The sequence below is a fragment of the Pedococcus badiiscoriae genome, assembly GCF_013408925.1.
In the GTDB taxonomy this organism is placed as follows: Bacteria; Actinomycetota; Actinomycetes; order Actinomycetales; family Dermatophilaceae; genus Pedococcus; species Pedococcus badiiscoriae.
The window spans coordinates 135,526-160,228 of sequence record NZ_JACCAB010000001.1 but is presented as its reverse complement, the minus strand read 5'-3'; the positions used below and the strand labels follow the sequence as shown (position 1 = coordinate 160,228).

General features: G+C 68.8%; 25 protein-coding genes. 10 read left to right on the top strand and 15 right to left on the bottom strand.

Features of this window, described 5'->3' with window-relative positions; genetic code table 11:
* Positions 1-21: 21 nt before the first annotated feature.
* From BJ986_RS00785 to BJ986_RS00775, 3 genes are all read left to right on the top strand, one after another.
* Positions 22-2,175: a prolyl oligopeptidase family serine peptidase gene (locus BJ986_RS00785; protein WP_179420265.1), complete on the top strand. Its 2,154-nt coding sequence runs from the start codon at positions 22-24 to the stop codon at positions 2,173-2,175.
* A gap of 71 nt (positions 2,176-2,246) precedes the next feature.
* Positions 2,247-4,415, top strand: a complete 2,169-nt coding sequence (locus tag BJ986_RS16135) for a SpoIIE family protein phosphatase (RefSeq protein ID WP_179420264.1) — start codon at positions 2,247-2,249, stop codon at positions 4,413-4,415.
* A 267-nt stretch (positions 4,416-4,682) separates the two neighbouring features.
* The gene (locus tag BJ986_RS00775; protein WP_179420263.1) at positions 4,683-4,859 is read left to right on the top strand and encodes a hypothetical protein; all 177 of its coding nucleotides are present in this window, start codon (positions 4,683-4,685) and stop codon (positions 4,857-4,859) included.
* A gap of 222 nt (positions 4,860-5,081) precedes the next feature.
* Here BJ986_RS00775 and BJ986_RS00770 read toward each other — a convergent pair whose 3' ends face one another.
* Together BJ986_RS00770 and BJ986_RS00765 are read right to left on the bottom strand one after the other, a co-directional pair.
* A complete protein-coding gene (locus tag BJ986_RS00770) occupies positions 5,082-5,531 on the bottom strand; it encodes a nuclear transport factor 2 family protein (RefSeq protein ID WP_179420262.1) in 450 nt (149 codons plus the stop codon).
* 166 nt (positions 5,532-5,697) lie between these two features.
* The gene (locus BJ986_RS00765; protein WP_179420261.1) at positions 5,698-6,783 is read right to left on the bottom strand and encodes a ScyD/ScyE family protein; all 1,086 of its coding nucleotides are present in this window, start codon (positions 6,781-6,783) and stop codon (positions 5,698-5,700) included.
* Positions 6,784-6,978: 195 nt separating this feature from the next.
* Here BJ986_RS00765 and BJ986_RS16840 point away from each other — a divergent pair, with 195 nt between their 5' ends.
* The gene (locus BJ986_RS16840; protein ID WP_420372030.1) at positions 6,979-7,842 is read left to right on the top strand and encodes a universal stress protein; all 864 of its coding nucleotides are present in this window, start codon (positions 6,979-6,981) and stop codon (positions 7,840-7,842) included.
* Between the two features lie 79 nt (positions 7,843-7,921).
* Here BJ986_RS16840 and BJ986_RS00755 read toward each other — a convergent pair whose 3' ends face one another.
* Genes BJ986_RS00755 through BJ986_RS00745 form a run of 3 tightly spaced genes read right to left on the bottom strand, consistent with a single transcriptional unit; the run spans position 7,922 to position 9,737 of the window.
* Entirely contained in the window at positions 7,922-8,920 is a 999-nt protein-coding gene (locus BJ986_RS00755) for a hypothetical protein (protein ID WP_179420259.1), read from the bottom strand.
* Complete coding sequence (locus BJ986_RS00750; RefSeq protein WP_179420258.1) at positions 8,917-9,573, bottom strand: cytochrome b N-terminal domain-containing protein; 657 nt, start codon at positions 9,571-9,573, stop codon at positions 8,917-8,919. Before BJ986_RS00750 ends, BJ986_RS00755 begins: the two co-directional genes overlap by 4 nt.
* Positions 9,570-9,737, bottom strand: a complete 168-nt coding sequence (locus BJ986_RS00745; RefSeq protein WP_179420257.1) for a hypothetical protein — start codon at positions 9,735-9,737, stop codon at positions 9,570-9,572. The genes BJ986_RS00750 and BJ986_RS00745 overlap by 4 nt, the downstream gene beginning before the upstream one ends.
* A gap of 197 nt (positions 9,738-9,934) precedes the next feature.
* Between BJ986_RS00745 and BJ986_RS00740 the strand changes: the two genes are divergently transcribed.
* Complete coding sequence (locus BJ986_RS00740; RefSeq protein ID WP_179420256.1) at positions 9,935-10,372, top strand: pyridoxamine 5'-phosphate oxidase family protein; 438 nt, start codon at positions 9,935-9,937, stop codon at positions 10,370-10,372.
* 101 nt (positions 10,373-10,473) lie between these two features.
* Here BJ986_RS00740 and BJ986_RS00735 read toward each other — a convergent pair whose 3' ends face one another.
* Together BJ986_RS00735 and BJ986_RS00730 are read right to left on the bottom strand one after the other, a co-directional pair.
* Positions 10,474-10,701 (bottom strand): SHOCT domain-containing protein, encoded by a 228-nt coding sequence (locus BJ986_RS00735; protein WP_179420255.1) that lies wholly within the window; start codon positions 10,699-10,701, stop codon positions 10,474-10,476.
* A 109-nt stretch (positions 10,702-10,810) separates the two neighbouring features.
* Complete coding sequence (locus BJ986_RS00730; RefSeq protein WP_179420254.1) at positions 10,811-11,248, bottom strand: universal stress protein; 438 nt, start codon at positions 11,246-11,248, stop codon at positions 10,811-10,813.
* Positions 11,249-11,392: 144 nt separating this feature from the next.
* Between BJ986_RS00730 and BJ986_RS00725 the strand changes: the two genes are divergently transcribed.
* A complete protein-coding gene (locus tag BJ986_RS00725; RefSeq protein ID WP_179420253.1) occupies positions 11,393-13,180 on the top strand; it encodes a GAF domain-containing protein in 1,788 nt (595 codons plus the stop codon).
* A 51-nt stretch (positions 13,181-13,231) separates the two neighbouring features.
* On the top strand, positions 13,232-13,876 hold the full coding sequence (locus tag BJ986_RS00720; RefSeq protein WP_179420252.1) for a response regulator: 645 nt from the start codon (positions 13,232-13,234) through the stop codon (positions 13,874-13,876).
* Between the two features lie 9 nt (positions 13,877-13,885).
* Here the strand turns inward: BJ986_RS00720 and BJ986_RS00715 are convergent, their stop codons facing one another.
* The 3 genes from BJ986_RS00715 to BJ986_RS00705 are packed head-to-tail and all read right to left on the bottom strand — an operon-like array spanning position 13,886 to position 17,042.
* Positions 13,886-15,142, bottom strand: coding sequence for an acetyl-CoA hydrolase/transferase family protein (locus tag BJ986_RS00715; RefSeq protein WP_337794640.1), 1,257 nt, complete (start codon positions 15,140-15,142; stop codon positions 13,886-13,888).
* Positions 15,139-16,509: an MBL fold metallo-hydrolase RNA specificity domain-containing protein gene (locus BJ986_RS00710; RefSeq protein ID WP_179420251.1), complete on the bottom strand. Its 1,371-nt coding sequence runs from the start codon at positions 16,507-16,509 to the stop codon at positions 15,139-15,141. Before BJ986_RS00710 ends, BJ986_RS00715 begins: the two co-directional genes overlap by 4 nt.
* 56 nt (positions 16,510-16,565) lie before the next feature.
* Positions 16,566-17,042 carry a pyridoxamine 5'-phosphate oxidase family protein gene (locus BJ986_RS00705; protein ID WP_179420250.1) on the bottom strand — a complete coding sequence of 159 codons (477 nt, stop codon included), beginning with the start codon at positions 17,040-17,042 and terminating at the stop codon, positions 16,566-16,568.
* Positions 17,043-17,288: 246 nt separating this feature from the next.
* On the opposite strand from BJ986_RS00705, the gene BJ986_RS00700 reads away from it, so the two are divergent.
* Positions 17,289-17,885, top strand: coding sequence for a CBS domain-containing protein (locus BJ986_RS00700; protein WP_179420249.1), 597 nt, complete (start codon positions 17,289-17,291; stop codon positions 17,883-17,885).
* A gap of 121 nt (positions 17,886-18,006) precedes the next feature.
* Here the strand turns inward: BJ986_RS00700 and BJ986_RS00695 are convergent, their stop codons facing one another.
* The 3 genes from BJ986_RS00695 to glnA all read right to left on the bottom strand — a co-directional run bounded on the left by BJ986_RS00695 (position 18,007) and on the right by glnA (position 21,593).
* Positions 18,007-18,891 carry a universal stress protein gene (locus BJ986_RS00695; RefSeq protein ID WP_179420248.1) on the bottom strand — a complete coding sequence of 295 codons (885 nt, stop codon included), beginning with the start codon at positions 18,889-18,891 and terminating at the stop codon, positions 18,007-18,009.
* 295 nt (positions 18,892-19,186) lie between these two features.
* The gene (locus tag BJ986_RS00690) at positions 19,187-19,798 is read right to left on the bottom strand and encodes a hypothetical protein (protein ID WP_179420247.1); all 612 of its coding nucleotides are present in this window, start codon (positions 19,796-19,798) and stop codon (positions 19,187-19,189) included.
* Positions 19,799-20,168: 370 nt separating this feature from the next.
* A complete protein-coding gene (glnA, locus tag BJ986_RS00685) occupies positions 20,169-21,593 on the bottom strand; it encodes a type I glutamate--ammonia ligase (protein WP_179420246.1) in 1,425 nt (474 codons plus the stop codon).
* Positions 21,594-21,726: 133 nt separating this feature from the next.
* Here glnA and BJ986_RS00680 point away from each other — a divergent pair, with 133 nt between their 5' ends.
* Positions 21,727-22,203, top strand: coding sequence for an RDD family protein (locus BJ986_RS00680; RefSeq protein WP_179420245.1), 477 nt, complete (start codon positions 21,727-21,729; stop codon positions 22,201-22,203).
* A gap of 28 nt (positions 22,204-22,231) precedes the next feature.
* Here BJ986_RS00680 and BJ986_RS00675 read toward each other — a convergent pair whose 3' ends face one another.
* Both BJ986_RS00675 and BJ986_RS00670 read right to left on the bottom strand, forming a co-directional pair.
* Positions 22,232-22,837, bottom strand: a complete 606-nt coding sequence (locus BJ986_RS00675; RefSeq protein ID WP_179420244.1) for a PadR family transcriptional regulator — start codon at positions 22,835-22,837, stop codon at positions 22,232-22,234.
* Complete coding sequence (locus BJ986_RS00670; RefSeq protein WP_179420243.1) at positions 22,834-23,673, bottom strand: DUF4097 family beta strand repeat-containing protein; 840 nt, start codon at positions 23,671-23,673, stop codon at positions 22,834-22,836. The genes BJ986_RS00675 and BJ986_RS00670 overlap by 4 nt, the downstream gene beginning before the upstream one ends.
* Before the next feature lie 125 nt (positions 23,674-23,798).
* On the opposite strand from BJ986_RS00670, the gene BJ986_RS16720 reads away from it, so the two are divergent.
* Positions 23,799-24,674 carry an ATP-grasp domain-containing protein gene (locus BJ986_RS16720; protein ID WP_179420242.1) on the top strand — a complete coding sequence of 292 codons (876 nt, stop codon included), beginning with the start codon at positions 23,799-23,801 and terminating at the stop codon, positions 24,672-24,674.
* Positions 24,675-24,703: the final 29 nt, after the last annotated feature.

The window sequence follows — 24,703 nt, the reverse complement described above, 5'->3', positions numbered from 1 at the left end:
TCCACCCCGTAGGGTGCGAGCGTGACCACGCCCGAGGCAGCCCGGCCCACCCCACCGCGCGCCGAGCGGCGCGAGACCACGCGGGAACACCACGGGGACGTCGTCGTCGACCCCTACGAGTGGCTCCGCGACAAGGAGGACCCGGCGGTCCGCGCGCACCTGGAGGCCGAGAACGCCTACGCCGAGGCGGTCACGGCCCACCTGCAGCCGTTGCGCGACGCCATCTTCGAGGAGATCCGCTCGCGCACCCAGGAGACCGACCTGTCGGTACCGGTCGCGAGCGGGCCGTGGTGGTACTACTCCCGCAGCTTCGAGGGCTCCCAGTACGCCGTGGAGTGCCGGGCGCCCCGTGTCGAGGGGGCGCCGCGACCGATGCCCGAGCCGGGTACCGAGGTCGAGGGTGAACAGGTCCTGCTCGACGCCAACGCCGAGGCCGCGGGTCACGACTTCTTCGCGCTCGGGGCGCTGACGGTCAGCCCCGACCACCAACGCCTCGCGTATGCCGTGGACACCGAGGGAGACGAGCGGTTCGCCCTGCGGATCAAGGACCTTCGCACCGACGAGGTCATCGACACGGCCGTGGACGAGGTGGGCTACGGGTGCGTGTTCTCGCTCGACGGCCGACACGTCTTCTACACCCGGGTCGACGAGACCTGGCGCCCGCACGAGGTCTGGCGACACGAGGTCGGCACCCCCGCCGAGGCGGATGTCCTCGTGCACCACGAGGCCGACGAACGGTTCTGGATGGGCGTCGGGTCCTCACGCGACGACCGTTGGCTGATGATCGGCCTGGGGTCGAAGACGACGTCGGAGGTACGGATCCTCGACGCGGCAGACCCGACAGGTGAGTTCCGGGTGGTCGCGCCCCGGCGCGAGGGCGTCGAGTACGACGTGGAACCTGCCGGCGACCGCCTGCTGATCGTGCACAACGAGGAGTCGATCGACTCCGACCTGGCCTGGGCGCCGATCGATGCCACCTCGGCCGACCAGTGGCAGCCCCTCATGAGGGCCGAGAAGGGCGAACGTTTCCAGGGCATCGACGCGTTCGACGACGTGGCAGTGCTGTCCCTGCGCAAGGACGGCCTCACCGCCCTGCGGGTCCTGCACCGCGACGCGGGTCAGCCCTCGGGGTTTGCCGGACACCACGACCTGGAGTTCGACGAACCGGTCTACTCCGTCGGGCTGGGCGACAACCCCGAGAGCGCCACGACGACCCTGCAGGTGGTATTCGAGTCCATGGTGACGCCCAAGACCGTCTACGACTACGACGTGGCGAGCCGCGAGTTCGAGCTACTCAAGCGTCAACCCGTGCTCGGCGACTACGACCCCACCCAGTACGAGCAGCGTCGCGAGTGGGCGACGGCAGCCGACGGCACCAGGGTGCCCCTGTCGCTGGTGCATCCGCGCGGCGCCGAGCCCGACGGCACGCACCCGGGTCTGCTCACCGCCTACGGGTCGTACGAGATCTCCTCCGACCCCTACTTCTCGGTGGCCCGGCTGTCCCTGCTCGAACGCGGTTTCGTCTACGCGATCGCCCACGTCCGCGGGGGTGGCGAGCTCGGTCGTGCGTGGTACGACGACGGCAAGCTGGCGACCAAGAAGAACACCTTCACGGACTTCGTCAGCTGTGCCGACCACCTCGTCACGAGCGGCTGGGTGGCCCAGGACCGCCTCGCGGCAGAAGGCGGCTCGGCCGGTGGCCTGCTCATCGGTGCCGCCATCAACCTCGCGCCCGAACGCTTCCGCGCCGTGCACGCTGCCGTCCCGTTCGTCGACGCGCTGACCACGATCCTCGACCCGTCCCTGCCACTGACGGTCGTGGAGTGGGAGGAGTGGGGCAACCCCTTGGCCGACGCCGAGGTGTACGACTACATGAAGTCCTACTCGCCGTATGAGAACGTGCGCCACGCGGCATACCCGGCGGTCCTTGCCACCACGTCCCTCAACGACACGCGGGTGTTCTTCACCGAGCCGGCCAAGTGGATCGCCCGCCTGCGCGAGGAGACCACCAGCGACCCCGCCGACCGGCCCGTGCTGCTGCGGACCGAGATGGTCGCGGGGCACGGGGGCAAGAGCGGGCGCTATGACGCCTGGCGGCAGGTGGCCTGCGAATGGGCCTTCCTCATCGACCAGGTGGGAGCCGCGCCGAGGAACTCGCGATTGGGTGGCCCCTGATCGCGCCTCCGGACCGATTATCGCCATACCCTTTCGGGTAGGGCGATCCATGTCGGACAGAGGCGGAATGCGTGGGTGAGGGCGGAGCGCGCGAGGCGCGACGTCTTGCTGCCCACAGCGACTGGGCAGCGACGCCGCTGGGGCCTCGGTCGCAGTGGCCGCCACAGCTCGAGGCCGCGTGGGAGATCGTCCTGGAGTGCCCTCTGCCGGTGGCCCTGCTGTGCGGGGACGAGTTCACGATGCTCTACAACGACGCGTTCCGCGATCTGTTGGGCAGCAAGCACCCGGCGGCCTTCGGCCAGTCCGCCCGCAAGGTGGTGGCCGAGATCTGGGACGACCCCAACGTCGGGCCACTGTTGGAACGTGCCTACTCCGAAGGCGAGGCGTTCCTGGACGAGGGCACCGAGCTGAGGCTGGACCGCGGTCGGTCATCGGCCGAGGGCACGGGCCTGCACGACGAGCCGGATGACGGGACCGACGTCGGCTACTACCTGCGCAGCGGTTCGCCGGTGCTGGCCGAGGACGGCAGCGTGCTGGCGGTCCTGCACGTCATCGTGGAGACGACCAGTGCCATCGGACGGGCCCGCGCGGTCGCGAGGCTGGCGGCGCAGCTGGCCGTCGCGGTGACCGTCGACGACGTGTGCAAGGTGGTGCTGCGTCAGGCGATGGTGGCTTTCGACGGTCTCTCGGTCTCGGTCTGCTTGCCGTCAGCCGGGCCCGCCACCTGGCGGATGGCGCGCCGACACCGGATCGAGCGGCTCTCGCCGGACGAGGAGCGGCTGCCGCTGATCTGGTCCGAGCTGGGGGAGGACATGGCGGCCATCATCGCCGGGGCCATCTCACGCAACGAGCCCTACCTGTCCGACAACGGCGAGATCGTGGCCGTGCCGTTCCGGGTGGGTGGCGGTCGGGCCGCGCTGGTCATCCAGCGCGAGGCCGCCCCCGTGCCCCAGGACGTCCTGGCCGTGCTGGCGCCCTTCCGGGAGCTGGTCGGCGATGCCTTGGGGCGCGCCGTGGTCTACGACGCCGAACGCACGACCGCCGAGCTGCTCCAACGCACCCTCCTGCCGCCCAACCTGCCCCAGTCCGACGCGATCAGCATCGCCGCGCGCTACGAACCCGTGTCCGAGGGGACGGTGGCCGGGGGAGACTTCTACGACTCGTTCTTCCTCCCGGACGGTCGGCTGGCTGTGGTCATCGGCGACGTCGTAGGACGCGGGGTCATGGCGGCGACCGTCATGGGTCAGGTCCGTGCTGCCGCACGCGGGGCGGCCCTGACCGACAGCGACTCCGCGTCGGTCATGAGCTCGCTGGACCGGGTCGTCTGGGACCTGGACGCCCTCTGGCCGGCGTCGATGCCGCTGGGTTCGCCCCGGGCCCGACCGGGTATGGCTTTTGGCGGCGAGCTGTTCGTGACCATGCTCTACGGCACGGTCGACCCCGAGACTGGCGACGTCATGCTGGCCAGCGCCGGCCACCCGCCCCCTGCTCTGCTCCACGGTCTGACCTCCCGTGCCCTGGGCAAGGCGCGAGGGGAGCTGCTGACGATGCCGGTGGGTCCGCCGCTGGGGATCGACGGCGTCCGGCCGACCCACCACCTCACCATCGAGGTCGGTGACATGCTGGTCGGCTTCACCGACGGGCTGCTCGAACGTCGTGGTGAGGCGTTGGACGAGGGCGAGGCCCGGCTGCTCGAGGTGCTCTCGGAGATGCCGCCGGGCAGCCCCCGCAGCGTGGCGCAGTACGTCATGGACTCGATGCTGCAGACCTCCGGCCAGGAGGACGACTGCGCGGTGCTGGCCATCGGGCGCTCGCCCGTGGGACACCGCCGGGCTGCGATCGTCGTGCCACCCATGCCCGAGTCGGTGCGGGCGGCCCGCGACTGGGCGCGCGAGCAGCTGACCGACTGGAGCGTCGGGGACGGGGACCAGCACACCATCGTCACCGGGATCTCCGAGCTCATCACCAACGCCGTCCTGCACGCCGGGACCGAGTCGCACCTCACCATGGACCTCGACACCGGAATCGTCGCCGTGACCGTGGCGGACAGTGGCAACAGGGGCGAGCCGCTGCTCACCGGAGCGGACACCATGGCCGTCCGCGGGCGTGGGCTCTCGCTGGTGCGCGCCATCTCGGACTCCTTCGGGGCGCACAGGACCTCGGCCGGCTCCACCGTCTGGTTCGAGGTGGCGGTCGAGCTGGTCGGGGTTCAGGCCGCGGCCCGCGGGTGGGCTGACTGACCTGTACGGGTCGGACCGACCTCGTGCCCCACTGACCCCAGTGCGCCGCTGACCTCGTGCCTGTCGGACTTGTCCCGTGCCGGGTCGACTTGTCCCGATGTGGTGCCCGGTGCCCGGTCATCCGTTCGGTCAGGGGTGTGCTGACCAACGAGGGAGGCGGACGGTTTCGGCGCGGCGCCGACGACCTGGCTGCGGCATCGTTCATGCTGCGCGTCAGAAGGTTCGCGTGAACGACTTGACTGCTCGTCCTCCGACGGTGAAAGGTCGATGACCATGTGGCAACGACTGCTCGAACGATTCGTGCCCCTCGTGGACGACGACGTCTCGTCGCTGGACCGGCGTGACGGAGTGGGCGTGTCGAGTGAGTCGGTCGTCGACCTGCGTGGCGCCCGGGACCAAGCTGGGCCTTCGCGTGGCTCCCGCACGGCATACAAGGGTGCCTGAGGCCGTTGGCCTCCTGAAGTTCCCTCCTGACGCTGCCCCCTGACGCGGCGACGCGGCCCGTGCGCCTGATGAGAGGTGCCCACGCCCCCTGGCCCCCCTGTTGCGCGGGCACCTCTCGTCCCCGGGTCCAGATTGCTCGCCATGGGCGTTCGTGACCATAGTCAATGTGAGCCATTTGCCCGCCGCCCCGGGGGAGGCAGCGCCTGACGACGTGGTGGGGACTCAGCCCACGCCGGGCAGCTCCAGGATCGCGAGGCCGTCGCGCTCGTCGTCCCAGGCTGCCGCACTGATGCGCCACCCGTCCGGGGTCCTGATGAACTGCAGCGACTTCATCCCCTGACCGGTGAAAGCAGCGCCGTCCTGCCGCCCCGACTTGGCGTAGGCGCCGAACCAGTGGGCGATGTCCCCGAAGCGGTCGACCCGCCCGGACAGGCTCCACTCCTTGAAGTCGACCAGCGTGCCGCCGGACAGCAGCGCCTCGCGCGGAGCGATGAATCCCTCCACCGTGGAGACGACGGGATCCAGGCCGCAGGTCCTGATGACGACCGCTTCAGGAAGCAGGATCGACCTGAGCCTGGCCATCCGGGTGGGGAGCTCAGGGCCAGAGGTGAACGCCTCGAAGAAGACCCGCACGAGAGCCTCGATCTCGGCGGTGTCCGTCTCGGGGCTCATGCCCGTAGCCACATCGTCGACATGGCCACACGCTACGGGCACTCGTTCGCCGCGGCCCACCGGCTGGTCCATGACCGCGAAATTGTCGTGGACCAGCCGCCCCCGAGGCTGAGTGGCCCCACCCGGGGAGGGTGGGGCCACTCAGCTGGCTGACGAGGGGAGAGGGTCAGTCATCCAGCTTGATTCGCACGACCTGGCCCGTGGGACCCGTGTCGTTGTGGGCCGGCATGATGCTCCAGTTCGAGACGTAGATCGCGTCGTCGTGGAAGGCGAAGCCCGACGGGAAGAACAGCGACCCGGCGCCGAGCGTCGTGCGGTGACCGCGGGGCGTCACCTTGATCACGGCCCCGCTGGGGTCTGGCCCGAACATGCCGTTCATCTGGAACTCGGTCGCGTAGAAGTTGCCGTGTTCGTCGAAGCCGCACCCTTGTATGCCGGTGAAGCCCGTCCATTTCACCGTGGCCACACCGTTGACGATGCGCCACACGCGGGCATGTCCAGGAGCGAAGTCTCCGCCCAGCAGCTCACCGACGTACAACGAGCCGTCCGGAGCCTTTGCCACGCAGGTGGGAACGGCGTCAGTCGGTGAACCGTCCGGCACGGGGAGGTATGCGTAGGTCGACACCGACCCATGGCGGTCCACCTTGGCGATCAGGTTGCCGCCGGCGTCCGCGACGAACAGGGTCCTGCCGGAGGTGGCCAGACCGTTGGGGTTCGCATCCGGGAACTGGTCAGGCTGGAGCTCCTTGTGGTCGCCGGTCCAGGCGTAGTCCGCGTCACCGGTCCCCGCGATGTCGCGCCAGCCAGTTGCAGTGATGGCGATGGTGTGGCCCAGCTGCGCACGGGCTGCCTGCACGACCGGATCGCTCGCTGGAGCCTCCGGCGGGATGCCTGCCGTGTTGGCAGCCACCTGGGCGTACAGGCGAGGGCCCCGGGTTGCGACGGCGACGACGCCTTCGGCGCCAGTTCCGTCCGGGCTGGCAAGGGAGATCATGTGGTCGAGGACCTTGGTGAGGTGCCCGTGGGACAGTCGACTGACCCCACTCGTGAGACCAGCGCAGCTCTGGCCCCCGTCGGGGCCCGGGCCGAGGCAGAGGTCGCCGCCATGGCCGGCTTCGGCGATGTACAACGCGCCGTCTGAGCCGAACGCCAAGCCTCGTGGGTTGTCGAGGTGGGGAGCAACAACTGTGATCCTCCCGGCGCCGCCTTCTGCATGCGCGGGGAGGGTGGAGGCGTTCAGGGCGGCGGCCATGGTTCCCGCCGAGAGGGCCGCAACGTAACGGGCCCGACGCGATGTTCTGAACATGGTGGGCATACGGACTCCCAATCTTCGAAGTGGACAACCTCCGAGTGTCGTGATGACCCCGCTGCGGCGCCTCCGGCAAAAGGGTGACGGACCATCCGCGGCGTCGGAGGCTCGCGTGGTTGCGGTCATGGCGATCGAGTCATGTTTGACTGCTGCCTCCGTGCTGGTTGCCGCGGGGCGCTCTGGCTGTCTAGGCGTCAGGCCATGAGGCAGGCGCAGATACAGGTGCTGGTCGCCGCGGACTATCCAGGGATGCCGTCCCCACCGCGCAACGGGTCGTGGACCCCGCGACTGCTCCAAACCAGTGCTGAGGGCCACCTCGAAGAAGCCCTTCGGTTTGCAGGAAAGCGCCTGCCCGAACTGCAAGTTCAGGGCCGGGTCGTCGTCGGCAAGGCGGCAGGAGTCTTGGTGGAGGCGTCCCGCACCGCCGAGCTCCTCGTGACCGGCAGCAGATCTCTGAGCCCCTCCACCTCCGCGATCCTGGGGTCGACCTCAGCCATCACGGCAGCGTTGGCACACTGCCCAGTGGTCGTGGCTCGTGGAGCGGCCGACGCGGATGTGAGCTTCACCCGACCCGTCAGCGTTGGAGTTACCACTTCGCCACGCTCACGGAGCTCGCTGACCTTTGCCGCGCAGGCTGCCCTTCGGCGCGGGGTGCCGCTGAACATCGTGGGTGCGTGGGCCATGCCAGCCGCTGAGAGCTGGGACTTCGCCCCATGGCACACCGACTCCCTGGCGGCATTCGCACGTGCCCTGCGGGCCGACACTGACCAGGCAGTCAACCATGCGCTGGGCGTGGTCCGCGGCGCTTACCCCGAGGTTGATGCGCGTGCCGAGGTGGTTGAGATGCCACCGTGGGCCGCCCTGGAAGCGGCGTCGCGACGTGCCGGCTTGCTCGTCGTGGGCTCGCGGGGCACGGGGGGCTTCGAGGGACTGACGCTGGGCAGTGTCGCCAGAGCGATTCTGGACCACTCTCGCTGCCCAGTAGCCGTCGTGCCGAAATAACGCCGGGACCGGCTGCTGTTCGATCCGCCGCCCTGAAGCCATCAGCCATCCGGCGCCTTGATGCAGGAGACGGTCTGATTCAGCGGCGCTCGGTCGCCTGCTTCCGGTAGTAGTCGCGCCAGATGTACCGGTGGATGGGGATCCACCGCGGGAGGGAGCGCACACCCGGCAGGAACGGCACGAGCAGGAACCCGAGGCTCAGCAGGGCCATCAGCCCCCACACCAGGGCATCCGCGTTCGGCGAGGACTTGAAGGGCTCGACCTGGTACCAGAACGTGTAGAGCCACAGCCACGACTGGCCTGGGTAGCTGCCCGTCTCGTTCATCATGCCCCACTGGTCGCCCCCGAGGTGCTGGGTAGTGGCGTGGTCATCGAGGTAGCTGCCGTCGGCCAGGAACAGTGTGGATCGGGTGTAGTCGGTGTTGTAGAAGCCGGACTCGCCTTGGATGACGGGCTGGAGCGCACCGGACTGGGCCATGCTGAGCAGGTTCGCGGTGAGTGCGGGGACTGGTCCGTACGCACCAGCGGCCACCTTGGCGGGGTTGCCGTCGGGGACTTTGCCGAGCGCATCCGCATACGACCCGGCCCACTTGCCCTGCTCGGTGGCAGTGGCGCCCTTCCAGTCGCTGAGCGCGCGGGAGAGCGTTGCAGTGGCGGGGAGTGTCAACAGGGGCGTGATGACGAAGTCGTTGGCGGGGTCAACCGGGATGCGCACACCTGCTGCCTTCTGCAGGTTGAGCGGGCCGAGTTTCTGACCGGCGTCCGCAGTGGCGTTGTAGGGCGGTCCGTAGCTGGCGCTGGTGCTGGTGCCGGCCAGCTCTGCTGCCGCGGTGGCGACGAAGTCGTTGGGCGCCTGCTGGGCCCATCCGGCGAGGGTGAGGCTCTTCTCGTCGGGGGAGCTGAAGGCGGCGGCCAGGCCGATGACCAGTGCGCCCACGACGACCAACGCGATGACGAACTCCTTGAGGAGGTCGTACTCCCGTTTGGCCCCCGCCCACGGCCGTGCGGCGACGTCGTCTGAAGCGCTGCGGCGTCCGGGTCGCGTCGGCGCAGGGCTGTGGGTGCGTGTCGTGCTCATGACGAAGTCTCCTCCGGGGTGGCTTCGGACAGTGCGTCGATCGGCGGCACCACCCCGTGCTTGCGGACGAGCAACACATGCCAGACCACGATGAGACCCACCACCAGGGGGAGCAGCGCGACGTGCCACAGCAGCATCTGGCCGAGGTTGGTGACGTTGAACCAGGCACCGATGCCGACGGAGTTGAGGCCGTCCTTGGCCTGCCCGGAGATCCACTGGGCGTCGAAGTTGGTCTGCACGAGGTACCCGGTGAACGCTGCACCGATCGAGGCGAGGAAGGACACGACGCCGGTCATCCAGGTCATGGCCCGGTGACCCCGCCACGCGGCCATCCAGAACTTGCCCCAGAGGTGCACGACCATGAACACGAAGAACAGCTCGACGCTCCACAGGTGCACGCTGTTGACGAAGTGCCCGACTGACGACACGTGGTACCACTGCGGCCCCTCCAGGGTGAGGACCACACCGCTGCCGATGATGAAGACCAACGCGGCCAACGTCGCGACCCCGAAGACGTAGATCCACGACGCGACGTATGCCGGCTGCTCGTCCGGCATGAGCTGCTCGGGTGGCATCGTGCGCACGACGCGCTCACGGAGCCGCCCCGTCCAGGTGTACCGACCGGCGTCCTCGGCCGGTGTGCGGGTCGTCATCGCCGATCCCGAGGCTTCGGGAAGGGCAGCACGACGGCCAGCACGAACAGGACGACGATGATTCCGATCGTCACCAGGTTCGCCACGGAGATCTGGATCGGTCCCCAGGTGAGGTATCGCGCGGGCCCGTCGAGCCCTGCGGTCAGAGCTGTGGTGGTGGTCATGTCGACAACTCTCCCTTCCCCAGCCGATGGGGGACGCCTTCACGATAGGGGGGAGCAGAGGCTCGCAAACAGGGCACAAGGTCCTGCGTCGTGGAGGCGGCCGGGTCGGTCGCGACCTGCGTGTCTGAACTGCGTCTTCGATGGATCGGGACCTTCGCCTCTGACGATCGAGCCAGCGGGTGTCTTCACTGGGGAGCATGACTCATTCCGGCACTCCCCACCCTGGATCGGAAACCCATGAGCTGGGCGCCCATGAGGCGCTCGCCTTGCTGCGTTCGGTCCCCGTCGGCAGGTTGGCCGTCATCGTCGACGGTGGGCCGGACATCTTTCCGGTCAACCACATGGTGGACCACGGGACGATCGTGTTTCGAACGGCAGAGGGAACCAAGTTCTCGGCAGCGCACGGACACCCGGTCGCCTTCGAGGTCGACGGCTACGACGCGGCCAACGGCCAGGCGTGGAGCGTGGTGGCGCACGGCGTGGCTCGCCTGGTGAATGACGCAGACGAGGCCATCGAGGCCCTGAGCCTGCCGATCTTTCCGTGGCAGGCGGGGGCCAAGCCCCAGATCGTCCGGGTGGTCCCGAGCACTATCACGGGGCGACGCTTCACCGTCCTCGGCGGCTTTCGGTCGTAAGCGGCCCGCCTTCGCCTGGCGGCCTCCCGGCTGGCGCGACCGGTCTCGCGGCCGGCCCAACCCTTGTCGCGCAACCCATATCGCGTATCGCGCCTGCCTTGTCACTGGCGCAACACGGCGCGCTGCCGGGCAAGGGTCTCGGCATCGATCTCGCCGCGGGCATAGCGAAGCTCAAGCTCGGCCTCAGCGGCTGTCGGCGGCTGGTGCGCGGGAGTCGGCGGCCTGCGGTCGCCCTGCCCGGCGGACGGATACAGGGCGTTGATCGCCAGCACCAGCGCCACCACCAGCCCGATCGCCAAGGCCGCCATGATGACGATCATGGGGCCCATGTGCACCCAGTCTGTCCATCCCCAGTCCATCATCAGACTCACCTCGTCCGGGTTCTCTTCGTGGTTTCCATGTTTCGGCGTGGTTCCGTTTCAGCGTGGTCCGCGTGCGTCAGTCAGTCCCCGGGACCACGAGGACCCGGCATCCAGAGTTGGCCTGGCAGTAGGCCGCGACCGCAGGCTGCGCGCCGCCGCCCGGTTTGTCCTGTCCCACGACAAGGGCCTTCGCCAGGCGGCTCCGGTGCACGAGGAGTTCACGCGGGTCACCCGACGGTGCTTCGAAGGTGGCCTGGACCCTGGGCTGGCCATGGAGAGCGCGTAGGGCGGCGCCAAACGTCGCGGCCTCGGCATCGGCTCGCTCCTGGTCGTCCAGTCCGTCCGGCAGAACCTGGACGAAGCGCACTCGTCCCCCGAGCTCCCGTGCCAAACCGACGGCGGCCTGCGCCACAGCGGCAGCCGAACCGTCGTTGACGATTCCAGCCACCACTTCGGGCGGCGTGAGCGGCCGAGCTGACGGGGGTCGCTGCGGTGACTGCGAGGTGGTGGTCACGTGTCGAGCATGCGACTCCTCGCGACGACGTAGTCGGGCCATTGGTCCCTGTCCGTCCCCGATGCCGCAGAGGGTCCCGCCGAGGCGCGGCCAACTTCGGCAAAGACGGTGGGGGGCTTGGGCGCCGGGCCTATTCTCGGGAACGTGGTTCTGGACCCGAAGCGCGAGCGCGACCAAGGGCGTTGGTCTGAGGGCGTCTCCCTCGAGGTGGACGACCTCATGGAAGAGCTGCGTGCGCGGGCCAGTGCTGCGCGCCGGTCACACGAGCAGCTCGAGGCGCTGCTGGACGCGGTGACGGCGATGAGCGCCAACCTCGAGCTCTCGGTGGTCTTGGGCCGAATCGTGCGGTCTGCCTGCGCGTTGGTCAACGCCCGGTACGGCGCTCTGGGTGTCCTGAGCCCTGACGGGGAGCACCTGGTCGAGTTCGTGACCCACGGCGTCAGCCCTGAAGAGCGCGCCCGAATCGGCGACCCGCCCCGGGGGCACGGCATCCTCGGCCTGCTGATCCGCGATCCTCGACCACGTCGACTGGCCGACATCGCGGCTCATCCGGACTCCTACGGTTTCCCGCCGAACCACCCGCCGATGCGCAGCTTCTTGGGCGCGCCCATCCGGATTCGCGACGAGGTGTTCGGCAATCTCTACCTGGCCGGGAGCGACCATGACGCGGAGTTCTCCGAGGCCGACGAAAGGATGCTGGTGGCGCTGGCTTCGGCGGCCGGGTTCGCCATCGACAACGCCCGCTTGTACGAACGCAGCGAGCAGCAACGACAGTGGGGACAGGCCATCAGCGAGCTGACCCGCAGCCTCCTTGAGAGCCCGGTCGAGACCGACTCCCTGTCGCCGATGGTCGAGCGCGCCTGCGGCCTGGCTGGTGCACGGCTGTGCGCCGTGACCTTGGTCGGCGCGGACGGGCTGTCCGCCATCCATGCGTTGTCCAACCGTGACCAGCCGGTGGCAGCGTCGGCGACTCCGGCTCCGTCCTGGGCGCCCCTCGAGGGGGGCCACTGGTCGGAAGTGCTCAGCTCGGGCCAGGAGCTCCTGCTCGTGCCGGGTCCGCAGCCTGGCGCGGCGCAGCGGGTTGCCTCCGACCTGTCGAAGGCGGCCGGAATCGTTGGGGCCGGCCCCACGGCAGTCCTGCCGATGGCTGACGGTTCCGGAGCGATCGGGCACCTGCTCCTGCAGTGGGAACCGGGTCAGGAGGACCTGGCTTCGCAGGTGATGCCGGCGCTGTCCGGCTTCGCGCAACAAGTGGGTCTGGGGATCATCGCCGCCCGCGCCCAGCATGACCGAGCCCTTGTCGCCCAGCTCGAGGACCGGGACCGCATCGCTCGGGACATGCACGACCACGTCATCCAGAGACTCTTCGCCACCGGGCTGTCCTTGCAGTCCGCCGGCCGTTTCGCTGTCCACCCCGTCGTGCAGGCCAGGCTCGACGAGGCGGTCGAGAGCCTGGACGTGGCGATCAAGGACATCCGCTCCACGATCTTCCAGCTCCACACCCAGGCACCCAGCGCGGACCTCGAGTCCCAGCTGCGCGCGCTGGTCGAGACGTATGCCGCGAGCCTTGGCTACACGCCCGCGCTCACCCTCGAGGGGGACCTGAGCCACCTGGATCCCGATCTGGCGGCAGACCTGATGGCTGTCGTGCGTGAGGGACTGTCGAACGTGTCACGTCATGCGCAGGCCGGCGCCGCGACCGTTCAGCTCTGTCTCGGCCCGTCGCTGACTGTGGCCATCACGGACAACGGCACAGGGCTCGGCGCCACCGGTCGGCGCAGCGGCCTGGCCAACCTTGAACGTCGGGCGACCGCCCGCTCTGGAACGTTCACCGTCGAGTCTGTCGAACCATCCGGCACCCGGGTGACGTGGGTGGTACCCCTGGGCGGCCCGGGACCTTCGGCCCTGCCCGGTCGCGGTAGAGACGACTAACGTCTGACCATTGGTGCAGCCCTGCGGGGCTTGGGAGAGGGTGAGCCGACTGTGATCAAGGTGTTTCTCCTGGACGACCACGAGATCGTTCGTCGGGGGCTGCGTGAGCTCCTCGAGGCCAACGGTGGCTTCGAGGTGGTCGGGGAGTCCGGCCTTGCCCGGGAAGCGGCTCGGCGCATCCCCGCATTGCGCCCGGACGTGGCGGTGTTCGACGCGCGGTTGCCCGACGGCTCGGGAATCGAAGCCTGCCGTCAGGTGCGATCCGTCGATCCGACGATCAAGGGCCTGATCCTCACGTCCTACGACGATGAGCAAGCGCTGGCGACCGCGGTCCTTGCGGGGGCGTCCGGCTTCCTGCTGAAGGACATCAAGGGCAATGGGCTGGTCGATGCGATCCAGCGCGTCGCGGCGGGGGAGAACCTCCTCGACACGGAGCGCGCCCGCAGACTTCGCGCGACGTGGGGCCAGGGCGACGACACCGATCCGCGGCTGCGCGCGCTCAGCCCCCAGGAGCGTCGAATCCTCGATCACGTCGCCGCCGGCCTCACCAACCGTCAGATCGGTGAGTCGATGTCCCTCGCCGAGAAGACCGTCAAGAACTACGTGACGTCGCTCCTGGCCAAGCTCGGCATGGAGCGACGCACCCAGGCGGCCGTGTATGCCGCCACGCACCAGCGGTCCACACTGACCCGCTGATCCGGTCAGTCAGGCCAGTCCGAGGGCGCGTGCCTCCTCCCACAGTTCGGCCCGGACCGACGGGTGCGCGGCCTGCTCGATCAGCTCCCGGGCCTGCGCTTGCTCGTCGTTGCCCCAAATTTCGGCCACGCCCTGTTCGGTGATGACGGCCGTGTGCTGGAACGAGGTGACCGGCTCGTCGATCATGGCGATGATGGTGGAGGTGTCTGCCGTCGGGTGCCACGACTGGAGCGCCATCAACGCCTGGCCGCCCTCCGCGTGGAGGGCACCCTCGATGAAGTCGATCTGACCGCCGAACCCGGAGTGGATTCGCCCAGCGATCCGAGACGCGTTGGCCTGGCCGAAGAGGTCGACCTGGAGCGCTGTGTTGATGCTGACCATCGCCGTGTTGCGCGCGATGAGGGCTGGGTCGTTCGTGGTCTCCGTCCGCAGGAGGCGCAGCCGCTCGTTGTGGTCGGCCCATTTGTACAGCTGCGCGGAGCCCATCACGAACGAGGCGACGATGCTCCTGCCGGTGCTGAGGGCGCCGGTCTGGTCCAGGGTCATGACCCCGTCCGAGATCATCTCGCTCCAGATCCCGAGACCACGGCGTTCCAACAGGCCGGGCAGGACGGCATCAGGTACGCGACCGATGCCCAGCTGCAGCACGGAGCCGTCCCGGACCCGATCGGACACGACCCGGCCCAGCTGGGCCAGTGCCCCCGTCTGCGGCGGGCCGTGGCCTTGCAGGGTGCGAGGAGTGTCGCCGAGCGGCTGGTCCACCCACAACGCCGCGTCGATGCTTGAGAGCGGGATCTCGGCATCGCCGTAGGTGTACGGCATGGCGGGGTTGAGCTGGGCAAGCACCAGTGCGCCCCGCGCCCGTGCGGCCTCGATGGCGGCGGGCAGGATGTTGACCTCCACACCGAGACTGACGTTGCTCCCTGATGGGGCCGACGTGTGCAGGCACACCACGTCGGGTGGGGTGGCGGTGGTGAAGAGGTGAGGGACCTGCGAGAGCCGGGAGGGGATGTACCTCAGGCTGGTGAGCCGACGCATACCCGGTCCCACAAAGGGTGTTTCGTGCACGATCCCGGCCCTGGTGGGTATGCCAGCCGGCGCGTTGAGCATGAACAGGCGGTACTGCTCGAGTGAGGTGTCGACCAGGGTCAGCAGGTCCCAGGGAACTGCTGCGTTTCCGCTGACCACGACACGCGGCGCGGGCCCGGCAGTCTGGCCGACGGCCCTGACCAGCCGGGTAGATACGGCGCGCAGGGGGGTGGTCACGTGAGCACGACACGTTCGCCGAGGCGGGGCACGGCGACCGTCGTGTCGAGACTGGCCCGGATCTGTTCGGCCAGCGCTGCGCTGGACTCAGGCTCGCCATGGACGAGGTAGACCGTCTCCGGCGGCTGGGGCATCGCGGCCAGCCACGCGACGAGCTCTGCGGAGTCCGCGTGGACCGAGAAGGTGCTGTCGACCACGACTTCGGCGCGCACCCTGACGTACTGTCCGTGGATCTTGACCTGGCGGACGCCCTCCTGGAGTGCTCGACCGCGGGTCCCGGCGGCTTGGTATCCAGTGAGCACCACGGTGTTGTTCGGGTGCGGCAGCAGGCTGGCGAGGTGGTGGACCACGCGGCCACCGCTCGCCATGCCCGACGCGGAGATGATGATGCAGGGCCGACCGGGGTTGTTGAGCCGCTTGGACTCGTCCGCAGAGCGCGCCTCCCGCACCCCTCGGAGCGTGGCCAGGTCGCGCAGCGCCTCAGAGCGTAGCTCGGCGGCGAGCTCGGGGCGCCGGTAGACCTCAAGGGCAGCCAAGGCCATCGGGCTGTCGACGTAGACAGGGACCTCGGGTATCGAGCCTGCGATCTGGAGACGAGCGATGGCCAGGAGAACGAGCTCGGTACGGTCCACGGCGAAGGCCGGGATGACTATAGAACCTCCCCGCCCGATGGTGCGCCGAATCGCTCCGGCGAGCACTTCATGGTCCTGCTCCTCAGGGTGGGTGCGGTCGCCGTAAGTCGACTCGATCACGACGGTGCGCGCGACCGGTGGTGCGGAGCGTCCCCGCAACAGCGGATGCTGCGGCCGTCCGAGATCGCCGGAGAACAGCACCTGGGTGTCGCCGTGGGTGACCAGCGCCGAGGCGGACCCCAGGACATGACCGGCCCGCGTCAGGCTCAGCTCTGCACCCGAGAGCAGCGTCGTCGACTGCCCAAAGTCGCAGGAACGCAGGAGGCGAATGGCCCGTTCGGTATCGGCCACGGTGTACAGCGGCTGAGGTGGGTCGTGACGTGAGTAGCCCTCGCGCTGGGCGAACATCGCCTCCTCCTCCTGGAGGTGGGCGCTGTCACGCAGGACGATCTCAGTCAGCGCTGCAGTTCCAGCGGTGGCCCAGACCGGTCCGGCGAAGCCCTGCCGCACCAGCGCAGGCAGGTACCCGCAGTGGTCCAGGTGAGCGTGGGTGAGGACGACGTCGGTGATGGACTTCGGTCCTGCGACCAGTGGCTCCCAGTTCATGCGCCGCCATCGGCGTTCGCCTTGGTAGAGGCCACAGTCCACGAGCACCCGCGAGTGCCGGTCGTCGAGCAGGAACTTGCTTCCTGTCACCGTGCCCGCTGCGCCGAGAAATGTCAGTGCGAGGGTCATGCCACGCTCCTTCGATGGGGGTGGGGGCGAGCGGGAAGCGACGGTCGATGCTCGGTCTAGGTGCCGGAAGCTGACAGGGACCTGCGTCCCTCGTCTCCCCACAGCGCCCGTCCGGTGATGGCTGTGGAACGGACCCTGATCCACGTCATCCTCGAGGAGTCGGCAGGCACCCATGGCTCACGGGTGATCGGCTCCAGCCGGCGAAGGTCCTCGCGGTCGCTGACCACCTCGGCGGTGCCGTGGACGAGCACGCTCCACCCATCCTTGGCGCGGGGGTTGTACGCGTCGACCTCGAAGGAGACGCGGTCGCCATTCACCGCGGCTTCGATCTTGGAGTCGCCCAGGGTTCGGAAGTAGACGTTCAGTCCCAGAACGGTGTGGTTGACCGGCAGAACAGCGATCTCTCCGTCGAGGACGAAGGCGATCCTCCCCACCGGACACTCGGCGAGGCGGCGCAGGCACTGGTCGAAGGTGAGGACGCGAAGGCCCGTGTGGTCGGTAGGGACGTTCTCGTGGTGCCGGTCGCTGGTCATGTCCATTCCCCTCTCGTGCTCGGCGGCCACGGATCGTGGAGGCGCTGCGCTGGGTATCGCGCTTTTCAGGGTCGACGGTGCTGTTCCCGGCGGGAAGGGGCCAAGGTCCCGTCGGATGCGTGGACGCGCGTGGTGCCTTGTCCCCGAGGACGAACGTGGGACCTAAGGCCCGCCTGCGGGCCTGCCCCTGGGCGGACAGTGAGGGAGATCAGCCGTGCTCAGTGACATCACCACGAGGAGGTCGCCATGCTTGTTCGGGAGCTCATGACGAGCCCGGGGACGAGCCTGCGGGCAGGGTCCCGGCTGGACACCGCAGTGCAGGTCTTGGCGGCGCAGCACATCAGTGCGGTCCCCATCGTCGATGCCTACGGTCACGTGGTCGGGATCGTCAGCGAGGCCGATGTTCTCCGCGAGGGGCTTCCGGAGGATCCACGAAGCCAGCTGCGTCCGACCCAGGAGCCGCCGGCGCCGTGGCACCGGCTGGTGGACGATGTCATGACGGTGGACCCCGTCACCGTGGAAGCGCAGTCCGATGCGGCACGCGCCGCTGAGCTCATGGCTGACATGGGCTGGAAGAGCCTGCCCGTCGTGCGTGGCCGGCAGTTCGTCGGCGTGCTCAGCCGCAGCGACGTGGTGCGGGCCTTGGCCACCCCGGATGCGGAGGTACAGCGCACCGTCGCCTTCGAGTTCGCGCAGATCGGCCGCGAAGACTGGACGGTGGACGTGGTCGAGGGCGTCGTGACTCTGCGTGACGTAGCCCCCGGCCGCGAAGCGCGACTGGCGCGGGCGATTGCGGAAACGCTACCCGGAGTGCGTCGGGTCCTGATCGAGGATCGTGCCTGACCGAGGATCAGCTAGCAGCCTTCACCATCACCCCCAGCTGTGATCTGGGCACAGCTCGCAGAGCTCAGGTCACAGCCGGGCGTTGGCGCGCCATAGTCAGCACGGGCGGCCCTGACGTTCCTCATCCGAGCGACGGCGTGAGCCGGAGAGAAGGGGCGACAACGGTGGGGCACTTCGCGTCGTGCAGGACGCGGCTGCTCACGGATCCGAGCAGCAGGCCGGCGAAGCCGCCGCGGCCTCGGCTGCCGACGACGAGGAGCTGGGCGGTCTGGGACACCTCTTGGAGGACGACGGCCGCTTGCCCACGCACGGAGGTCAGGCTGACCTTCACATCCGGGTACTTCTCCTGCCACCCGGCCAGCATCTCGGCCACCAGGACCTTTTGGGTCTGCGCGACGGCGATCCACTCATCTTCCCATTCCGAGCCGGCGAGGAATGGCCCTGGTTCCTCCCACCACCAGGTGTGCACCGGGACGAGCTCGGCCTGACGGGTGGAAGCTTCTGCGAAGGCGAACTCGACCGCCGGGACTGAGTGCTCGGCGGCATCGACACCGACGACGACCGGGCCCGTGGTCGACCATTTGCGGGACCCAGGCACCACCATGACCGGGCAGCGTGCGTGCGAGGCCACCTGGTGTGCTGTGGTCCCCAGGAGCACCGAGGCGCTCTGGCCGTGGGTGCCCGCCCCGACGACGACCAGAGAGGCCGTGTGACTCGCCGTGACCAGTGCAGTGGCCGGGTCGGCGACCTGGCTCGCGAAGGTGATCTCGAGGTCGGGGGCCGCCTCGGTGGCGCGCTCGTAACTGCGTCTCGCGAGCTCCTCGTGCGCCTGGAGACGGTCCAGGGTCCAAGGCGCCAGTCCGAGGGGGGTCGCATGCAGGATGTGCAGGGGGCGGTGGGTGCGTTGGGCCTGCTCGACGGCGACCTCGACTGCGCGGTCTGCGGCTGGCCCTCCGTCGACGCCCACCACGACGGGGCGGCGCGGGGGCGAGGCTGGCATGCTCATGATGGTCTCCTTCGTGGTGAGGGGTCTCCAAAATGCGATCGCGTTGCCGGGGACCTGTAGGGGCCAAGGTCCCTGGATGTGGCGAGGACGCAACGCGCTTGGGTATCGCCGGATCGCGGCTACTCGGAGACATCAGCCAGGATCGGACTCAGCGGTCATGCCTCAGGCCTGGTGGAGGTGCCCTCCATGGGCCGTCTAAGGGCTCAAGGCCGGGCACGGCCGTGCTTCGGGAGGGCAGGCAAGCCCCCGACCAGCTGGTCGGGGGCTTGCCGTGGGTTCGCAGAGGCTGGACGGTTCAGCCGACAGCGGGAGCAGGAAGGGCTGTGCGACCGGCTCCGATGCGAACTTCCTCCTCTACCGGCACGGTGCGACGGTGCCAGAGTCCGAGGAAGCTGAGGAGAAACATGAGGGCCGAGCCGACGAAGCTGGCGATCGCTCCCCAGAGGGCGATCGTGCCCATGGTGCCGAAGGCGTATGCGTTGAGGAGCAGACCGCGCAGGGTGTTGCCCATGAAGAGCGTCTGGCGCAGCTGGCCGAGCTTGGCCACCTCGGCCGGATCGGCTTTCGGGTTTGCCGAGGCTGCGATGAACTCGCCGCTGACCTCTTCGTAGGTGCGGCCCTGGCTGGCCTTGTTCATGTGGACCTTGATGAAGTGGTCGGCGTAGGTCTTGGCCTGGGCGCCGGTGGTCATCGGCTGGCCCGCGTACTGCTGCAGGTACGGCTTGATGGCCGGGTCCTCGATGGCCTTGCCGGACGGCATCGTGATCTTCTGGTCGGCCAGCTGGCTGTGCACGTTGTCCTGCACGAAGTTGCTGGCCCACACGAGCAGGCCGCCGGCCACGAGCAGGACTGCGGCGACGACGATGCCGCCGGTGCTGAGGAGGGTGTCTAGGGTTCTGCGTCGCATGGCTTCTTCTCCCGCTGAACGGGGTTCGCGGCCCCGATTGTCTTGCCCTTGTGGGCACTTCCAGCGTGGGGGAGCGACGCGCCGGCCGCTTGGGACCAAGGTCCTCGTCCAACTGTGGTCCACATCACAGCCGGGGGGCCAGGCCCGCGAGCTCTCGACGAGCCCGTGGCGGAGATCTCGGGTCGTTTGTCAGTCTGGGCGCAGTCACCCGCCACCCCGCGCCGGGACCGCGTGGACGCAGTCGAGCCCCTGCCGGGGAACGGGGGACACCCCGGCAGGGGCTCGGCAACACTGCAGGTCAGACCCGGTGAAGGGCCTACCGCTTAGATGTCGCTGCGCCTTCGTTCGACATCTGACTCCGCAAGCTCCGTCAGATGTCGAAGTACATCTCGAACTCGTGCGGGTGCGGGCGGAAGCGGATCGGGTCGACCTCGTTCTTGCGCTTCCACTCGATCCAGGTCTCGATGAGATCCTGGGTGAAGACATCACCCTCGAGCAGGAACTCGTGGTCGGCCTCGAGGGCGGCGAGCACCTCGGGCAGCGAACCGGGCACCTGCGCGATGGCGTCGTGCTCCTCCGGCGGCAGCTCGTAGAGGTCCTTGTCCACCGGCTCCGGGGGCTCGATGCGGTTCTTGATGCCGTCCAGACCGGCCATCAGCATCGCGGAGAAGGCGAGGTAGGGGTTGGCCGACGGGTCCGGCACGCGGAACTCGACGCGCTTGGCCTTCGGGTTGTCGCCCGTGATCGGGATGCGGATGCACGCCGAGCGGTTGCGGGCCGAGTAGACCAGGTTGACCGGGGCCTCGTAGCCCGGGACCAGGCGGTGGTAGGAGTTCACCGTCGGGTTCGTGAACGCGAGCAGGGCCGGCGCGTGCTTCAACAGGCCGCCGATGTACCAGCGGGCGATGTCGGACAGGCCGCCGTAGCCGCGCTCGTCGTAGAAGAGCGGCTCGCCGTCCTTCCAGAGCGACTGGTGCGAGTGCATGCCGGAGCCGTTGTCACCGAAGATCGGCTTCGGCATGAAGGTGACCGTCTTGTCGCCCTGCCAGGCGACGTTCTTGACGATGTACTTGAACTTCAGCACGTCGTCCGCGGCCTGCTTCAGGGTGTTGAAGCGGTAGTTGATCTCCTGCTGACCGGCGGTGCCGACCTCGTGGTGCGCACGCTCGACCGACAGGCCGGCGTCCTCGAGGGCGAGCGTCATCGCGTCGCGCATGTCGGCAAAGTGGTCGACCGGCGGGACGGGGAAGTAGCCACCCTTGTACCGGGTCTTGTAGCCCTTGTTGCCACCTTCCTCGTCGCGACCGGTGTTCCACGCGGCCTCGACCGAGTCGATGTAGTAGTAGCTGGCGTTCTGCTTGGTCTCGAAGCGCACGTCGTCGAAGACGTAGAACTCGGCCTCCGCACCGAAGTACGCGGTGTCGGCGATCCCGGTGGACTTGAGGTACGCCTCCGCCTTCGCGGCGATGTTGCGCGGGTCGCGGGAGTACTCCTCACCGGTGAACGGGTCGACGATGGAGAAGTTGAGGATGAGCGTCTTCTCCTTGCGGAACGGGTCGAGGTACGCGCTCGTGGGGTCCGGGATCAGCTTCATGTCGGACTCGTGGATGGCCTGGAACCCGCGGATCGAGGACCCGTCGAACATCTGCCCTTCCTTGAAGAAGTCGGCATCGAGGCTCTTGGCGGGCACGTTGAAGTGCTGCATCACGCCGGGCAGGTCACAGAACCGCACGTCGACGAAGATGACGTCCTCGTCCTTGATGAACTTCAGGACCTCGTCAGCATTGCTGAACAAACCAACCTCCTGTGGTGGGGCCGGGCGAAACCGCCCATGACTCAACTGGTGTCGCCGTCGACACTAACGGGTCGGGATTTCTCGGCCATGACCCGAATGTTTCGCCGGTGTTACGCGGACATAGGCTTTCCTGGTGGTCGACCGCAAGGACATCGGTTCGTGGCTCGAGGGCCCGGGTTCGCGCTCAGCCGCGCCCTCGGCATACCCGGGCGAGCGCCTGGGTATGCCGCGCGAAGGCTCCGGTTCGATGGGCCGGTTCGGGCGCCGCCTGGTCGGCGTCGTCATCGACTGGAGTGCCTGTCAGGCGATCGCCGCGGCCCTGTTCGGCGTACCGCTGCCGTTCCGGGGGGTGGCCACCAGCACGCAGACGCTCATCCTCCTGGCGATCTTCGCCCTCGAGAACCTGCTGTTGCTCGGCACCACCGGCTACACGCTCGGCCACCGCATCGTCGGACTGCGTGTGGCCTCGCTCGACGGGCGCACCCCACGCCCCTTCCAGGCGCTGGTGCGCACCGTCCTGCTCTGCCTGTTCCTGCCGGCGATGTTCTGGGACAAGGACGGCCGCGGTCTGCACGACAAGGCCGCGGGCACCGTCATCGTCCGCAGCTGACCCGAGCCGGCTGACCCGACCGCCCGGCTCAGCGCCGGGTGATGATGTCGCGGATGCGACCCGTCGCCTCGGCGAGGATGTCGATGATCTCGCGGCTCTGCTCGCTGGTCAGGCCGTGCCGTTTCCACGCGCCACGAGCCTCGGATCGCAGCTCGGAGACCGCCTGCTCGAGATCGCGGATCGCGGTGGGGTCGCTGCCCTTCCACCCCTGCCACGGCTCCGGTCCGCCGACCGGTGTCGCCGTCCGGCGTGCCTCCTGCGCGGCGGCCTTGAGCTCGGCGCGCAGGTCCTTGGTCTCGCCGCGGACCCGGGAGCGCACCTGTTCGGCGAGCTCGCGCACCGACAGGTCGAGGTCGGACTCGAGGCTGCTCAGGTCGTCCTGACGGGCCCTGACCTCCTCGCGGCCGGCCTCGGTGATCCGGTAGATGGCCTTGCGGCCCTCCTCGGACCGCTCGACCAGACCCTCCTCCTCGAGCTTGGCCAACCGCGGGTAGACGGTCCCGGCGCTGGGGGAGTAGAGCCCGTTGAACCGGTGCTCGAGATCCTGGATCACCTCGTAGCCATGCCGCGGGCCCTCGTTGAGCAGGGCCAGCAGGTACAGGCGGAGCTGACCGTGGGCGAAGACGGGGCTCATGCTGACGCCTCGTCCACGGGCGCCCCGGAGCGGGACTTGAGGACCACGACGTTGCCCGAGACGGCGTTCGCCTTCAGCCGCAGGCTGCCATCACCGTCGGTGAGCCGGTTCCCGGACTGGCGCGAGAACTTGTCGATCGTGTGACCGTCGATCACGACCTGGCCGGAGGCCGTGTTGGCCGTCACGTCGTAGCCCCCGTGCGGGGCCCGCACGGTCACGTCGCCGGAGACCGAGTTGGACTTGATCGTCGCGGCACCGTTGACGAGGTCGAGGGCCACGTCGCCGCTGACCGTGCTGATGCTCACCTCCGGCACGTCGCTGTGCTGCGCGGTGACGGCACCGGAGACCGAGTGCACCGTGAGAGGGCCTCGCACGTTGCCGCACTCGACCTCGCCGCTGACCGTGTTGACGTCGACGGGTCCGACGATGTCGTCGATGGTGATCGAGCCGGAGACGGTGTTGGCTCGGGCTCCGGACCGCATACCCGCGAGGAGTCCGGCGGCGCTGACCGTGCTCACCGAGGTCGCCGCGTCCTCCGGGATCGAGATGCTGATCGCGACCCGGTTGTGCTCGAGACCCTCGAACGCCTGGCGGACCTTGTCGAGGATCCGCGTGGAGTCGACGCCGTGGGTGATCTTGAGCTTGGAGCCGTCCCAGCTGACCTTGACCGGCATGCCCTCGACCTTGGCGACCTCGATCCTCGCCGTGGGGGAGTCGGCGTGGGTCACGACGTCGACCCGGCCGCCGACGATCGCGACGCTGAGCCGGCTGACGCGCTCGCCGTCGCCGCCGATGTCGAGCACCCTGGCGGTGTCGATCGACCATTCCTCGCTCATGGGTTGTCCTCTCGTGGGATTCATCTCGCGTTATATCGCGTTGTTGCGACTCACGTTATATCGCGTATGTCACGAGGGCAAGTCCCAGCGCCGGATGCCTTGCCGCGCCTGAGAGGATCGGCGCCGTGACGAAGCCCCGCATCGCCCTGTGCACCTGGTCGGACCCGTCCTACCTCGATCCGGAACCCCCGCAGATCGCCGACGCCCTGCGCGCCCTGGACGTGGACGCCGAGGTGGTGGTCTGGCACTCCGACCTCGACTGGGCGACCTTCGACCTCGTCGTGATCCGCTCGACGTGGGACTACTTCGACCGCTTGGAGGAGTTCCTCCAGTGGGCCGAACACGTCGACTCCGTCGCGCGGATCGTCAACAGTCCCAAGATCATTCGCTGGAACTCCCACAAGGGCTACCTCGCCGAGCTGGGCGAGGCCGGCATACCTGTCCTGCCTGGTCTCGCGCTGGCGCAGGGCGCCACCCACCCGGTCGACCAGATGCTCGCCACGGGCTGGGGCGACGTCGTGATCAAGCCTGCCGTCGACGGTGGCGCCAGGGGGGCGCTCAGGACCGCCGCCAGCTCCGACGAGGCGGCGGAGCACCTGACGCGGCTGGTCGAGGCCGGCGACACGATCGTCCAGCCGTTCGCCCCGAGCGTGGAGCAGGGGGAGACGTCGCTGTTCTTCTTCGGAGGCGGCTTCTCGCACGCCGTGCGCAAGGTGCCCAAGGCCGGCGACTACCGGGTGCAGGCGCTACACGGCGGCTCCGAGGAGGTGCACGTGCCGACGCCGGCGGAGCTCGACGTCGCGACGCGGGCGATGGCGCTGGCACCGGACGACCTCGTCTATGCCCGGGTCGACCTCATCGACGTCGACGGACAGCCGACCCTGATGGAGCTCGAGCTCATCGAACCCGACCTGTTCCTGCGGATGGCGCCGGGCTCGGCGGAGCGCTTCGCGGCCGCCGTCGCCGCGGTGGCGGCCGAGGTGTCCACCGATTCGATGTAGACGCGCCCGTGATTCCCGGCGGGTTTACA

What these genes read in the sequence shown, in the direction of transcription:
- BJ986_RS00775 (WP_179420263.1), top strand. Translation starts at nt 4,683, where the DNA reads ATGACCATGTGGCAACGACTGCTCGAACGATTCGTGCCCCTCGTGGAC.
- BJ986_RS00770 (WP_179420262.1), bottom strand. Translation starts at nt 5,531, where the DNA reads ATGAGCCCCGAGACGGACACCGCCGAGATCGAGGCTCTCGTGCGGGTC.
- BJ986_RS00765 (WP_179420261.1), bottom strand. Translation starts at nt 6,783, where the DNA reads ATGGCCGCCGCCCTGAACGCCTCCACCCTCCCCGCGCATGCAGAAGGC.
- BJ986_RS16840 (WP_420372030.1), top strand. Translation starts at nt 6,979, where the DNA reads ATGTTTGACTGCTGCCTCCGTGCTGGTTGCCGCGGGGCGCTCTGGCTG.
- BJ986_RS00755 (WP_179420259.1), bottom strand. Translation starts at nt 8,920, where the DNA reads ATGAGCACGACACGCACCCACAGCCCTGCGCCGACGCGACCCGGACGC.
- BJ986_RS00750 (WP_179420258.1), bottom strand. Translation starts at nt 9,573, where the DNA reads ATGACGACCCGCACACCGGCCGAGGACGCCGGTCGGTACACCTGGACG.
- BJ986_RS00745 (WP_179420257.1), bottom strand. Translation starts at nt 9,737, where the DNA reads ATGACCACCACCACAGCTCTGACCGCAGGGCTCGACGGGCCCGCGCGA.
- BJ986_RS00740 (WP_179420256.1), top strand. Translation starts at nt 9,935, where the DNA reads ATGACTCATTCCGGCACTCCCCACCCTGGATCGGAAACCCATGAGCTG.
- BJ986_RS00735 (WP_179420255.1), bottom strand. Translation starts at nt 10,701, where the DNA reads ATGGGCCCCATGATCGTCATCATGGCGGCCTTGGCGATCGGGCTGGTG.
- BJ986_RS00710 (WP_179420251.1), bottom strand. Translation starts at nt 16,509, where the DNA reads ATGACCCTCGCACTGACATTTCTCGGCGCAGCGGGCACGGTGACAGGA.
- BJ986_RS00705 (WP_179420250.1), bottom strand. Translation starts at nt 17,042, where the DNA reads ATGACCAGCGACCGGCACCACGAGAACGTCCCTACCGACCACACGGGC.
- BJ986_RS00700 (WP_179420249.1), top strand. Translation starts at nt 17,289, where the DNA reads ATGCTTGTTCGGGAGCTCATGACGAGCCCGGGGACGAGCCTGCGGGCA.
- BJ986_RS00695 (WP_179420248.1), bottom strand. Translation starts at nt 18,891, where the DNA reads ATGAGCATGCCAGCCTCGCCCCCGCGCCGCCCCGTCGTGGTGGGCGTC.
- BJ986_RS00690 (WP_179420247.1), bottom strand. Translation starts at nt 19,798, where the DNA reads ATGCGACGCAGAACCCTAGACACCCTCCTCAGCACCGGCGGCATCGTC.
- BJ986_RS00675 (WP_179420244.1), bottom strand. Translation starts at nt 22,837, where the DNA reads ATGAGCCCCGTCTTCGCCCACGGTCAGCTCCGCCTGTACCTGCTGGCC.
- BJ986_RS00670 (WP_179420243.1), bottom strand. Translation starts at nt 23,673, where the DNA reads ATGAGCGAGGAATGGTCGATCGACACCGCCAGGGTGCTCGACATCGGC.